9 protein-coding genes are annotated in these 12,779 nt (G+C 69.1%); 5 read left to right on the forward strand and 4 right to left on the reverse strand.

Annotated elements, in window-relative coordinates:
- Window positions 1-347: 347 nt before the first annotated feature.
- A complete protein-coding gene (locus OOK40_RS33320; RefSeq protein WP_266489083.1) occupies window positions 348-4,967 on the reverse strand; it encodes an ATP-dependent helicase in 4,620 nt (1,539 codons plus the stop codon).
- 243 nt (window positions 4,968-5,210) lie between these two features.
- Here OOK40_RS33320 and OOK40_RS33325 point away from each other — a divergent pair, with 243 nt between their 5' ends.
- Window positions 5,211-7,070: a TIR domain-containing protein gene (locus tag OOK40_RS33325; protein ID WP_266489086.1), complete on the forward strand. Its 1,860-nt coding sequence runs from the start codon at window positions 5,211-5,213 to the stop codon at window positions 7,068-7,070.
- Between the two features lie 4 nt (window positions 7,071-7,074).
- On the opposite strand, the gene OOK40_RS33330 is transcribed toward OOK40_RS33325, so the two are convergent.
- A complete protein-coding gene (locus OOK40_RS33330; RefSeq protein ID WP_266489089.1) occupies window positions 7,075-8,010 on the reverse strand; it encodes a hypothetical protein in 936 nt (311 codons plus the stop codon).
- Between the two features lie 78 nt (window positions 8,011-8,088).
- Between OOK40_RS33330 and OOK40_RS33335 the strand changes: the two genes are divergently transcribed.
- The 4 genes from OOK40_RS33335 to recX all read left to right on the forward strand — a co-directional run bounded on the left by OOK40_RS33335 (window position 8,089) and on the right by recX (window position 11,727).
- On the forward strand, window positions 8,089-8,283 hold the full coding sequence (locus OOK40_RS33335; protein WP_142213313.1) for a DUF3046 domain-containing protein: 195 nt from the start codon (window positions 8,089-8,091) through the stop codon (window positions 8,281-8,283).
- A gap of 359 nt (window positions 8,284-8,642) precedes the next feature.
- Window positions 8,643-9,827: an AI-2E family transporter gene (locus OOK40_RS33340; protein WP_323136144.1), complete on the forward strand. Its 1,185-nt coding sequence runs from the start codon at window positions 8,643-8,645 to the stop codon at window positions 9,825-9,827.
- Window positions 9,828-10,023: 196 nt separating this feature from the next.
- Complete coding sequence (gene recA, locus OOK40_RS33345; protein WP_266489093.1) at window positions 10,024-11,151, forward strand: recombinase RecA; 1,128 nt, start codon at window positions 10,024-10,026, stop codon at window positions 11,149-11,151.
- 3 nt (window positions 11,152-11,154) lie between these two features.
- Complete coding sequence (recX, locus tag OOK40_RS33350) at window positions 11,155-11,727, forward strand: recombination regulator RecX (RefSeq protein WP_266489095.1); 573 nt, start codon at window positions 11,155-11,157, stop codon at window positions 11,725-11,727.
- A 106-nt stretch (window positions 11,728-11,833) separates the two neighbouring features.
- Here the strand turns inward: recX and OOK40_RS33355 are convergent, their stop codons facing one another.
- A complete protein-coding gene (locus tag OOK40_RS33355) occupies window positions 11,834-12,220 on the reverse strand; it encodes a rhodanese-like domain-containing protein (protein ID WP_266489097.1) in 387 nt (128 codons plus the stop codon).
- Window positions 12,217-12,768, reverse strand: coding sequence for a cysteine dioxygenase (locus tag OOK40_RS33360; protein WP_266489099.1), 552 nt, complete (start codon window positions 12,766-12,768; stop codon window positions 12,217-12,219). The genes OOK40_RS33355 and OOK40_RS33360 overlap by 4 nt, the downstream gene beginning before the upstream one ends.
- Window positions 12,769-12,779: the final 11 nt, after the last annotated feature.

Genomic DNA, 12,779 nt, shown 5'->3' on the forward strand with positions numbered 1-12,779 from the left:
TCGCCTGCGGCGGGCTTGTTCCCCACCCCGCCCTCCCCCTACGGCCTGGCGGCCGTGGGAGGTACCCCCATCCCGAACTGGGGGCAAGCCCCCAGACCCCCGACGGGGCTTCGCCCCGGACCCCGTATGCGACCTTCGGCCGCATGTCCTCATACGCCGGACGGGCTGGAGGCGCGGCCCTGCCGCACATTTCAGCCCCTCCGGCGTTTGAGGCGCGGTCCCGGACGCGATATCAGCCTCGCCGGCGTTTGAGGGGCGGGGGTCCGGGGCGGCGCCCCCGGTTACGGGAAGGGGCGGGGTGGGGGCAAGGCCCGCCGCAGGCGCACCCGCACCCCACCGCACCCCCGTCAGGGCCGCAGCCGCAGCCCCCTCGGCGTCGCGTGGAATCCCGCCGTCTCCAGCGCTCGGCCCAGCGGCGACGTCAGCGCCGGTATGCCGTTCGTCCGCTCGACCGTCACCGTCCCCAACGCCCCCGCGCGAGCCGCCTGCGCCAGCGCCCCCGCCGCCGTGTGGAGGACAGGTGAGTCCGGGTCGGTGGCCCAGGCCAGCAGCGTCTTGCCGCCGCGTTCCATGTACAGGGTCAGCTCGCCGTCGACCAGGACCACCAGGGAGCCCGCCTTCCGGCCTGGCTTGTGGCCGGCGCCGGTCGGCGGCTCCGGCCAGGGCAGCGCAGCGCCGTACGCATTGGCCGGGTCGGCGGCGGCCAGCACCACGGCCTGCGGTGCCGTCTGCGCATCGGCCCGGTCCCGGGCCGTGGCCGCCGCCCGGAGGCGGTCGACCGCACCGTCCATCGCGAACTGGGCCGCGCCCAGCCCCTCCACGACATAGCCGCGCCGTGCCTGACCGCTGTCCTCGAAGGCGGAGAGGATGCGGTACGTCGCGGAGAAGCCGCCCTCCACACCCTCCGCGGCCACCGCCCCCCGGGTCACCACGCCGTGGCGGTCAAGGAGCGTGCGTGCGATGGCGTGCGCGCGATGGGTGGGGTCGGGCTCCCCGCCCGGGAGCAGCGACCAGCGGCCGCTGACCGTCGGCGGGCCCGTGCGGGAAGCGGGGCGGGCCGCGGCCGTGAGGCTGCCGTACCGACCGCGGGGCACGGTACGTCTGGCGCGATGAGCCGTGGACCCGGCGGTGCGGCCCGAGCCGAGCAGCGAACGGAGCGGCGCCAGACTGTCGTTGGTGAGCCGTCCCGACCAGGCAAGGTCCCAGACGGCGTCGGCCAGTTCGGGGTCGGTGGCGTCGGGGTGGGTAGTGGCCCGGATCTGGTCGGCGATCTGGCGGAAGAACAGACCGTACCCGGGGGCGAGGGCGTTGAGCACCGACTCGTGGAGCGCGCTGAGTTCCAGGGGGTGGGGCTGGGGGAGGAGCAGCGGGGCGGCGTCGGCGAGATAGAGGGAGATCCAGCCGTCCTTGCCCGGGAGGGAGCCCGCTCCCGCCCAGATGACCTCGCCCGTCGTGGTCAGTTCGTCCAGCAGGCCGGGGGCATAACCGGAGACGCGCGACGGGAGGATCAGCTTCTCCAGCGCTGAGGCAGGGACCGCGGCCCCCTGGAGCTGCTCGATCGCGCGGGCGAGTCCGTCGATACCGCGCAGGCTGTTGCTGCCCAGGTGCTGCCACTGGGGAAGGAACGTGGCGAGGGCGGCGGGCGGGACCGGCTCGAGTTCCTGGCGCAGCGCGGCCAGCGAACGGCGGCGCAGTCTGCGCAGCACGGCCGCGTCGCACCACTCCTGGCCGATGCCCGAGGGGTGGAACTCTCCCTGGACGACCCGTCCGCTCGCGGCGAGCCGGTGCAGCGCGCCGTCGGTGACCGCCGCGCCGAGGCCGAAGCGGGCCGCTGCCTGGGTCGAGGTGAAGGGACCGTGCGTACGCGCGAACCGTGCCAGCAGGTCGCCGAGCGGATCCTTTACCGGCTCCGTGAATGCCTCCGGAACGCCCACCGGCAGCGCCGTTCCCAGAGCGTCCCGGAGCCGGCCCGCGTCCTCGATCGCCGCCCAGTGGTCCGCGCCCGCGATCCGCACCCGGATGGCCCGGCGCGATGCGGCCAGATCCCGGGGCCACCGCTCGTCCCCGCCGCGCTCCGTCAACTCCGCGTCCGTCAGCGGGCCGAGGATCCGCAGCAGGTCGGCGACGCTCTCGGCGTCCTTGATCCGGCGGTCCTCGGTGAGCCACCGCAGTTCGCGTTCCAGCTCGGTCAGCACTTCGGGGTCGAGCAGCTCGCGCAGTTCGGCCTGGCCGAGCAGTTCGGCGAGCAGCCTCGAGTCCAGGGAGAGGGCCGCGGCCCGCCGCTCGGCGAGCGGTGAGTCGCCCTCGTACAGGAACTGGGCGACGTAACCGAACAGCAGCGACCGGGCGAAGGGCGAGGGCTCGGGTGTTGTGACCTCGACGAGGCGGACCCGGCGGGACTCGATGTCGCCCATCAGGGCGGTCAGCCCTGGTACGTCGAAGACGTCCTGGAGGCACTCGCGGACCGCTTCGAGGACGATCGGGAAGGAGCCGAACTCGCTCGCCACCTGAAGCAGTTGGGCAGCGCGCTGGCGCTGCTGCCACAGCGGCGTGCGCTTGCCAGGATTGCGCCGTGGGAGCAGCAGCGCACGCGCGGCGCACTCGCGGAAGCGGGAGGCGAAGAGCGCCGAGCCGCCCACCTGGTCGGTGACGATCTGATTGATCTCGCCCTTGTCGAAGACGGCGTCCGCCGCGCCGATCGGAGCCTGCTCGCTGTCGTAGGTCGTGTCGAGATGGACCGGGTCCTGGTCGAGCAGGTCAAGGCCCATCAGATCGGCGTCGGGCAGCCGCAGCACGATGCCGTCGTCGGCGTGCATGACCTGCGCGTCCATTCCGTACCGCTCAGCCAGGCGGGCGCCGAGCGCCAGCGCCCAAGGGGCATGCACCTGGGCGCCGAAGGGGGAGTGGATCACGACCCGCCAGTCGCCGAGCTCGTCGCGAAAGCGCTCGACGAGGATCGTCCGGTCGTCGGGGACATGGCCGCAGGCGCGGCGCTGCTCGTCGAGATAGGCAAGGACATTGTCGGCGGCCCACGCGTCCAGGCCTGCGGCCAGCAGACGCAGCCGGGCGTCCTCGGGAGTGAGCCCGCCCACCTCGCGCAGGAACGCGCCCACCGCACGGCCGAGTTCGAGTGGGCGGCCCAGCTGGTCGCCCTTCCAGAAGGGAAGCCGGCCGGGAACACCGGGGGCGGGGGAGACCAGCACCCGGTCGCGGGTGATGTCCTCGATCCGCCAGGAAGTCGTGCCGAGGGTGAAGACGTCGCCCACCCGGGACTCGTACACCATCTCCTCGTCGAGCTCGCCGACCCGGCCGCCGCCCTTCTTGGGGTCCGCGCCGGCGAGGAAGACGCCGAACAGTCCGCGGTCGGGAATGGTGCCGCCCGAGGTGACCGCGAGCCGCTGCGCTCCCGGCCGGCCCGTGACCGTACCGGCGACGCGGTCCCACACCACGCGTGGGCGCAGCTCGGCGAAGGCATCGGAGGGATATCGCCCGGCGAGCATGTCGAGGACGGCGGTGAAGGCCGACTCCGGCAGCGAGGCGAAGGGCGCGGCCCGGCGTGCCAGCGCCAGCAGATCGTCGACCTGCCAGGTGTCCAGGGCGACCATCGCGACCAGCTGCTGGGCCAGCACGTCGAGCGGGTTGGACGGGATCCGCAGCGCCTCGATGGAGCCGCTGCGCATGCGCTCGGTCACGACGGCCGACTGCACCAGATCGCCGCGGTACTTGGGGAAGACGACACCAGTGGAAACAGCGCCCACCTGGTGTCCGGCGCGGCCGACCCGCTGGAGGCCGGACGCGACCGACGGCGGCGACTCGACCTGGACCACCAGGTCCACCGAGCCCATGTCGATGCCCAGCTCCAGGCTGGAAGTGGCCACGACTGCGGGCAGCCGGCCTGCCTTCAGGTCCTCCTCGACCAGGGCGCGCTGCTCCTTGGAGACCGAGCCGTGGTGCGCGCGGGCGAGGAGCGGGGGTGCTCCGTGCGCGGCTCCGGACTGCGCCATGATCTCGGCCGGTGGCGGCCCGTCGGGCATAGCCTCTCCGGTGGCCCGTTCGTACGCGATCTCGTTGAGGCGGTTGCACAGTCGCTCCGCCAGGCGGCGGGAGTTGGCGAAGACGATCGTGGAGCGGTGCGCCTGGACCAGGTCGGCGATCTTCTCCTCGACGTGCGGCCAGATCGAGGGCTTCTCGCCATTGCCCGACTCGGACGCGGGGGAGCCGCCCAGCTCGCCCAGATCCTCCACCGGTACGACCACCGAGAGGTCGAACTCCTTGCCCGAGGGCGGCTGGACGATCTCCACCTTGCGCTGCGGCGACAGATAGCGGGCCACCTCGTCGACCGGGCGCACCGTCGCCGACAGCCCGATCCGCCGGGCGGGGCGCGGCAGCAGCTCGTCGAGCCGCTCCAGCGATACGGCGAGATGCGCGCCCCGCTTGGTCCCCGCGACGGCGTGCACCTCGTCCAGGATCACCGTCTCGATTCCCGACAGCGCGTCCCGCGCCGAGGAGGTGAGCATCAGAAACAGCGACTCGGGTGTCGTGATCAGGATGTCCGGCGGCTTGGTGGCCAGTGACCGCCGCTCGGCGGCCGGGGTGTCGCCCGAGCGGATGCCGACCCGTACATCCGGCTCGGGCAGACCCAGCCGCACGGACTCATGGCGAATCCCGGTCAGCGGACTGCGGAGATTGCGCTCCACATCGACGGCAAGAGCCTTGAGTGGCGACACGTACAGCACACGGCAGCGCATTTTCGGGTCCGCGGGATGAGGCGTGGACGCGAGACGGTCCAGGGCCGCGAGGAATGCGGCCAGGGTCTTGCCGGAGCCCGTCGGGGCGACCACGAGCACGTCCGAGCCCTCGCCGATGGCCCGCCAGGCACCCTCCTGCGCGGCGGTGGGCGCGCTGAAGGCTCCCGTGAACCAGCTCCGGGTCGCAGGGGAGAAGGCGTCGAGCGCTGAAGCCGTCATGCCCCCCATCGTGCACCGCACCACTGACAACGCGGGCTCCCGCAACCCTGGCGCTGTGAAACCAGGCACCACAGCCGCGACGGGAGGAGACTCCTGTCCCTTATGGCATGGAATGCGTAAACCGAGCCCCCGGACACGCGGTCGGTCATTTGAGTATCGGAGCCGGTTTAATTCTCAATGCTTCCAGAACGATATTGGATCTTGCTAAAGTTATCGTGCTGGGTTTGTAGACTTGGAGGGGCGATGGGTCGGGTCTTCATCTCGTACAGTCATGCCGATAAATTATACGCGGAGCGAGTCATTCGGCAGCTGAGGTCGGCTCGGTTCGACGTTGTCGTGGACCAGGATGCTCTCCAGGCCGGCCAGGAATGGCGCACCGAACTGTTCCGGCTGATCAGGTCTTCGCAGGCAATTCTTGTGATTCTGACCGAGTCGGCGCGCACTTCCGAGGAAGTGGCATCGGAATGGGCTTATGCCCTGGGGGTCGGTGTCCCGGTTTTCCCACTGCGCTTCGAGATGACATCTCGCCCGTCCCGGCTCGATCAGCTGCACGGGTTTGATTTCCGCCGGCATTCGGCCCCCTGGGGTGACTTGATCAAAACGCTGAACTTTCTGCCGCCCGCCCCTCAGGAGTTCACCGAGGGGCTTGAGGAGGTGCAGAGCACGGCTCAGCAGATTCGCGCGAACCTCGACTTCCAGAGCAACAGATGTTTTCAGCACATCGTCAGCCAGTCGTTACGTGAAATGGGAAGTCAGCTCCAGTCGATCGGGACCGGTTCGCAGTATATGGTGCCGGCCACCCAGTATCCGTTCTATCTGATTTCTGCTCAGAATGTCCTGCGGGCTCGCGTCAAGGCGCTGGCGCTGGTGGACCAAGAGGAACTATTCTGGCAGCAGGGCGTCGGGAGGGTCATCAACGAAAGCGCTCAACCGGAAAGCGTTCGAGTATTCGCATTCACTTCGTCCGGCGATTTTCATCGAATGTTCGAGACGTTGACGTACTATGCCGCCATCTATCGCGTGTATGCCATCAGCTATGAGCACTTGGTAGCTAAGTTCAGCTCCTTCGGCAAAGATTTTTCGATCATCGAGGCGGACGGTGACCGAGTTCTCGGCAGCTATGCCGGTCCGGTGGGAGAAAAGGTAATACGCTTTTCCGCCGATGTCGACGAAGTCATCGATCATGAACGCGCATTGGATAGGATTGTTGCCGTGGCGCGCCCGATCGCCCCGGATGATCGAGGGAAAGTTGTGGCTGCAAGTAAGCAGATCTTCGAAGACTGGAAGCTCTCACCGCTCATGCTCAAAACGGCAGAGATGTCGCTGTACATCGCGATCGACGACTATGACGAGTTCGAAGAACGGCATGCCTACTATGTCGAGATGATGGCCGAAATGCTGGCCGTCTTCCGCGCGCGGCGCGGCCGTAGGTATTCACGTGATCATGAACGTTGTCAGGCGCTGGAACTCGGTGCCGGAACGGGGATTTTCACCCGCCGTCTCGCGAATGAACCCGACGTCGATTGTGTCGCGGTCGAGATCGACTTCGCGTGCAGCAATAAGCTGGAGCGCAATCTTCGTGCCCAGTCGAACGCGGTCGCGGTGAATGCCGACAGTCGCACCTACCGGGAGGGTGGCGACGACGGGCGTTTCCAGTTCATCTTCTCCTCCTTCGCGGATCACCACATCAAGCTGGAGGACAAGAGCCGCTATTTCGAGAACATCAAGAACAATCTTGCGCCGAGCGGCCGGATCGTCATCGGCGACGAGTTCCTGCCGGAGTACGACCCGAACGACAACGAAGCCTGGCAGGCCGCCCTGCGCGGATACCACGGTCACATCATCGAATTTGCCGCTGCTCGTGCTGCCGAGCATGAGAGCCGGGGCGAGGAGGAGCAGGCCCGCGCGCATCGGGAGCTGATCAAGCTGGAATCCGCGGCACTCGAATCCGGCTTGGCAAAGCAGGGTGACTTCAAGCTGTCACGTTCGCTGTACGAGCAGATCCTCAAAGAGCAGGGATTCCAGTTCCGGGCGAAGAAGATCGGCCCTCTCGACGACGACTCCGTGGGTGGTATCTACGTGTACGAGCTGTGGCTCGACTGAGAGGTCAGTCAATGGCGTGGCCGTGTGCGCGTAGCGTCCGCAGCGCCTCGATCGTCACGATCGGCCGCGCCTCCAGAGCCGTGCCCGGCGCCCACTGGCGCCAATTGATCGGCCAGCCGCCGTCCTCGCGCTGCTCGCTCGCCAGATGCTCCAGAGAGCGCGTCATTTCCTCGTCCGTGAACCAGAAGCGGGCGAGCGATTGCGGCGTGCGGGCGTAGTGGTACGGGAAGTGGTGCTCACCCGGCGCATAGCCGGGCGAGACCGGATAGTCCTCGAGTCGTCCCGGGTCGAGCACCGCCAAGTGCCGCTCGCGCACCAGTCGTCCCAGCCGGTCCGCCGCGGCTTCGGCGCGTGAGCGGTCCGGCACCCCGTCGAGGAAAGCCACCGCGGCCTCGATCTCGTACGGATGCGACTTATCGAGACTGTCGACCGCGGCCCAGCAGAAGTCCGTGGCCCGGAACAGCCATGCGTGCCACACCTGATTACGGTGCAGCAGCCCGACCACCGGACCCGTCGCGAGCAGTTCGCTCGGGGGATCGTCGACGATCGGGATGAAGGGCGCGGCCGGATATCCCCGCTGCGAGGGGTGGATGGCGGGCAGCGCACCGTCGGACGTCGACACCTCGGTGAGGTAGCGGCACATCCGCTCCACGCGCAGTCCGCTGCAGCGTCCGATGGAGTCGAGGATGCGCAGGGCATGCGCGGTGTGCAGCGGCTGGCTGACCGGGCCGCGCAGATCGGGTTCGAGAGCGTGGCCGTAGCCGCCGTCCTCATTGAGATACGCGGCGAGGGCGGTTTCCACGGTGTCCGAGTCACCGCCCAGAAAGTGGTAGGCGAACCTCCGCTGTTCCAGCACGCGGGCGGTCAGCCAGATGAAGTGCTCTGCACGGGCGAGCGGTGACGCGAGTGAGGGCACGGGGGTTGCTCCGGTTCCAGCCATGTTCCGACCGTAGGGCGGAAAGGGCTTTCGGCACGCGGGACGGACAAAGCTGCACCCCAGGGGCGGGATACTGGCTTCATGCGGTTGACGATTTTCTGGGAGCGCATGGCTGATCACTTCGGTCAGGCCTACGCGGACTCCTTCGCGCGCGACCATGTGATGGCCGAGCTCGGGGGGCGTACGGTGCACGAAGCCCTGGCCGCCGGCTGGGAGGCCAAGGACGTGTGGCGCGGGGTCTGCGCGGCGGTCGGGGTCCCGGCCGAGAAGCAGTGACACCGGCAGCGGCCTGAGGGCGGGACGGGCGTTCAACTCCGGGGGCCGGGGACAGGTCGGGGACCGGGGGACCGGTAGCGGAACCCGTAGGCGACACTGGCCGGGTGGCCCAGACCGACAAGACCGAGCAGGGTATGGCCGAGCCGGATGTGACCGCCGAGGACACCGCCGCTCGGAACACCGCCGCTCAGGACAGCAGCACACAGGACACGAACGCTTCGGATGCGAGCGCTGGAGACGCGCGCGCTTCGGACCCGAGCGCTCAGCACACGACCGCTTCGGACACCCCCGCTCACGACGCGCCCCCGCCGAACCCGCCGCCCCCCGCGCCCGGAGCCGGAGGTGTCGGGCCGGTCCGCATGCCCCGGTGGCTGCCGCGCGCCATGGTGCTCGCACTGGCGCTCTACGCCTGCTTCCAGCTGGGCAGTTGGGCTTTCCACCAGCTCATCGGGCTGCTGATCAACATCCTGATCGCCTTCTTCCTGGCGCTCGCGATCGAGCCGGCGGTGGGCAGAATGTCGGCGCGCGGCATGCGCCGCGGCCTCGCCACCTTCATCGTCTTCTTCGCGGTCTTCATCGCGGCCGCAGGCTTCGTCTTCCTCCTGGGCTCGATGCTGGCCGGCCAGATCGTCGACATGGTGGAGGGCTTCCCCAAGTACCTCGACTCGGTGATCCGCTGGATCAACGACACCTTCCGTACCGAGCTCTCGCGCGTCGAGATCCAGGAAAGCCTGCTGCGCTCGGACTGGCTGCGGAAGTACGTCCAGAACAGCGCGAGCGGTGTGCTGGACATCTCCGCCACCGTCCTCGGCGGACTCTTCAAACTGCTGACGATCTTCCTGTTCGCGTTCTACTTCGCGGCCGACGGGCCCCGGCTGCGCCGCACGCTGTGCTCTCTGCTGCCGCCCGCCAAGCAGACCGAGGTGCTGCGGGCCTGGGAGATCGCCGTCGACAAGACGGGCGGCTACCTCTACTCGCGCGGCCTGATGGCGCTGATCTCGGGTGTCGCGCACTACATCCTGCTGGAGATCCTGGGCGTGCCGTACGCCCCGGCGCTCGCCGTCTGGGTCGGGCTGGTCTCCCAGTTCATTCCGACCATCGGTACGTATCTGGCGGGCGCGCTGCCCATGCTGATCGCGTTCACGATCAACCCCTGGTACGCGCTGTGGGTGCTCGGATTCGTCGTGATCTACCAGCAGTTCGAGAACTATGTGCTGCAGCCCAAGCTCACCTCCAAGACGGTCGACATCCATCCCGCGGTGGCCTTCGGCTCCGTGGTCGCGGGAACGGCGCTGCTGGGCGCGGTCGGCGCGCTGATCGCGATTCCGGCGGTGGCCACTCTGCAGGCGTTCCTGGGTGCCTATGTGAAGCGGTACGCCGTGACCGACGACCCGCGCGTCCATGGCCACCGGCGGAGTGGCGGGGGGCAGGCGCTGGCCCGGCTGCGCGGCCTCCTGCGTGGCAGGGACACCCGGGAGTCCGGGGATGAGGAGGACGCCGCGTCCGGGACCTCCGGGACCTCCGGAACCGACGACCGGCCCTGAGGCGCACCCGCGGTGCCTCGCGTGGTGCGCTTGACACCAAAATCGAACATCCATTCTCATGGGATTCCGGCCCCAGGTTTCCCAGCGGTTCGCCGGAGTTATCCACAGGCTGGACGGACGTCGGGGCCCATTGTCAGTGGCAGGGGTTAGCGTCTTTGACGTGAAGCGATCGACTCAAGCAAATCGGGTGGAACCCATGGCAGGAACCGACCGCGAGAAGGCGCTCGACGCCGCGCTCGCACAAATTGAACGGCAATTCGGCAAGGGCGCGGTGATGCGCCTCGGCGAGCGGCCGAACGAGCCCATCGAGGTCATCCCCACCGGGTCGACCGCGCTCGACGTCGCGCTCGGCGTCGGCGGCCTTCCGCGCGGCCGTGTGGTGGAGGTGTACGGCCCGGAGTCCTCCGGCAAGACGACCCTCACGCTGCACGCCGTGGCCAACGCCCAGAAGCTCGGCGGCTCGGTGGCCTTCATCGACGCCGAGCACGCCCTTGACCCCGAGTACGCGAAGAAGCTCGGCGTCGACATCGACAACCTGATCCTGTCCCAGCCGGACAACGGCGAGCAGGCACTCGAGATCGTCGACATGCTCGTCCGCTCCGGTGCGCTCGACCTGATCGTCATCGACTCCGTCGCGGCCCTCGTGCCGCGCGCGGAGATCGAGGGCGAGATGGGCGACTCGCACGTGGGTCTGCAGGCGCGGCTGATGAGCCAGGCGCTCCGGAAGATCACGAGCGCGCTGAACCAGTCGAAGACCACCGCGATCTTCATCAACCAGCTCCGGGAGAAGATCGGCGTGATGTTCGGCTCGCCGGAGACCACGACCGGTGGCCGCGCGCTGAAGTTCTACGCCTCGGTGCGGCTCGACATCCGCCGCATCGAGACCCTCAAGGACGGTACCGACGCGGTTGGCAACCGTACCCGCGTCAAGGTCGTGAAGAACAAGGTCGCGCCGCCCTTCAAGCAGGCCGAGTTCGACATCCTCTACGGCCAGGGCATCAGCCGCGAGGGCGGCCTGATCGACATGGGCGTGGAGCACGGCTTCGTCCGCAAGGCGGGCGCCTGGTACACCTATGAGGGCGACCAGCTGGGCCAGGGCAAGGAGAACGCCCGCAACTTCCTGAAGGACAACCCCGATCTCGCCAATGAGATTGAGAAGAAGATCCTGGAGAAGCTGGGCGTCGGCGTGAGGCCGGAGGCCCTGCCGGCCGAGCCGGGCGCGGATGCCGCCGGTGCGGCGGCGGCGGCCGAGGACCCGGCGAAGTCGGTGCCCGCGCCCGCCTCCAAGGCCAAGTCGGCCAAGTCGGCGGCGGCCAAGGGCTAGACCATGGCCCGGCGAACCGAATGGCCGGGCGACAGCACCTCCTCGTCGAGGGCCGAGAAGGAGCTGTCGCCCCAGGACCCAGCCGAGCGGGCGCGGGCGATCTGCCTGCGCCTGCTCACCGGAACCCCGCGCACCCGTAAGCAGCTCGCGGACGCGCTGCACAAGCGTGAGATCCCCTCGGAGGTGGCCGAGGAGGTCCTCTCGCGCTTCGAGGACGTGGGACTGATCAATGACGCGGCCTTCGCCGACGCGTGGGTGGAGTCCCGGCACCACGGCAGGGGCCTGGCCAGGCGCGCGCTTGCGCGAGAGCTGCGTACCAAGGGTGTGGACTCCGCCCTGATCGACGAGGCGGTCGGGCAGCTCGACTCCGATCAGGAGGAGGAGACGGCGCGCGAGCTGATCGCCCGCAGGCTCGCCTCGACGCGGGGCCTGGACCGCGACCGGCGACTGCGCCGCCTGGCGGGCATGCTGGCCCGCAAGGGCTACCCGGAGGGCATGGCCCTCAGGGTGGTCAAGCGCGCACTGGAGGAAGAGGGCGAGGACGTGGGGGACGTGCCGGAGGAGGGCGGGATCTAGAGTCGCGGGAGCGCGGTACGGGGGGGGTAACCGCGTCCCACCGACCCGCCTCGCCGTTGCCGCCCCCGCCCGGCCTCCGTCGGGCGAAACCGTCAGGCCGGGACCGTCACCGCTGCACCGGGAGGCCCGCCGACTTCCATGCCTGGAAGCCGCCGATCAGGTCCGTAGCGCGGTGCAAGCCCAACTGGCGCAGGGACGCTGCCGCGAGGCTCGACGCGTAGCCCTCGTTACAGATCACGACGACCCGCAGATCGTGGCTCACCGCCTCCGGTGCGCGGTGGCTGCCCCGGGGGTCCAGACGCCACTCCAGCTCATTGCGCTCGACGACCAGCGCGCCAGGGATCAGACCGTCCCGCTCACGCAGGGCCGCGTACCGGATGTCCACGAGGAGGGCGCCGTCCGCAGCCGCCGCGAAGGCATCCTTCGGCTCGACGCGGTCGAGGTCCTCGCGGACCCGTTCCAGAAGTTCGTCGATTCCCACCTGCTCACTCACTGCCAGTCCTCCGGACGCTCAACCTGCTCAAGACGCAGCACCTCACCGGACCGGCTGAAGCGGCGGATCAGCGGTAGCGGCGGGTAGTACGCGTGCACCGAGACGGCGTGTTCGCTGACCGACTCGTTCAGCACCTCGTGCACATGATGCTTCCCGAAGGCCCGGCCCCTGCCCGGCCCCAACTGCCGTTCGCGGTCGACCCCTTCGTTCAGCTCCAGGGTCCTCCAGCCGCTCGCGGGCAGGCGTACGGCGAGGGAGTTCTCCTTCAGTTCGCCCGCGGCCGTGGCGAACGCGCCGTGCGACTCGGCGTGGTCGTGCCAGCCGGTACCCGTGCCGGGGGGCCAGCCGATCAGCCAGGCCTCGCTGCCGCCGGGGCCCTTGAGCCGTACCCAGGTACGCCCTTCGGGGTCGAGGGGGAGCGAGGCGATGAGGTCTTGGTCGGCGGCTGAGCGCCGTACGAAGTCGAGAAGCTCGGCGGCCGTCGGCGCGCCCGAGTCACGGGTGGCGACAGATGGGGAGACAGGCTGCGCGGAGACAGGCTGGGACACGGAAACCGTCC

It is taken from the genome of Streptomyces sp. NBC_01481 (assembly GCF_026339995.1).
In the GTDB taxonomy this organism is placed as follows: domain Bacteria; phylum Actinomycetota; class Actinomycetes; order Streptomycetales; family Streptomycetaceae; genus Streptomyces.

What these genes read in the sequence shown, in the direction of transcription:
- OOK40_RS33330 (WP_266489089.1), bottom strand. Translation starts at nt 8,010, where the DNA reads ATGGCTGGAACCGGAGCAACCCCCGTGCCCTCACTCGCGTCACCGCTC.
- recX (WP_266489095.1), top strand. Translation starts at nt 11,155, where the DNA reads ATGGCCCGGCGAACCGAATGGCCGGGCGACAGCACCTCCTCGTCGAGG.
- OOK40_RS33335 (WP_142213313.1), top strand. Translation starts at nt 8,089, where the DNA reads ATGCGGTTGACGATTTTCTGGGAGCGCATGGCTGATCACTTCGGTCAG.
- OOK40_RS33320 (WP_266489083.1), bottom strand. Translation starts at nt 4,967, where the DNA reads ATGACGGCTTCAGCGCTCGACGCCTTCTCCCCTGCGACCCGGAGCTGG.
- recA (WP_266489093.1), top strand. Translation starts at nt 10,024, where the DNA reads ATGGCAGGAACCGACCGCGAGAAGGCGCTCGACGCCGCGCTCGCACAA.
- OOK40_RS33325 (WP_266489086.1), top strand. Translation starts at nt 5,211, where the DNA reads ATGGGTCGGGTCTTCATCTCGTACAGTCATGCCGATAAATTATACGCG.
- OOK40_RS33340 (WP_323136144.1), top strand. Translation starts at nt 8,643, where the DNA reads ATGCCCCGGTGGCTGCCGCGCGCCATGGTGCTCGCACTGGCGCTCTAC.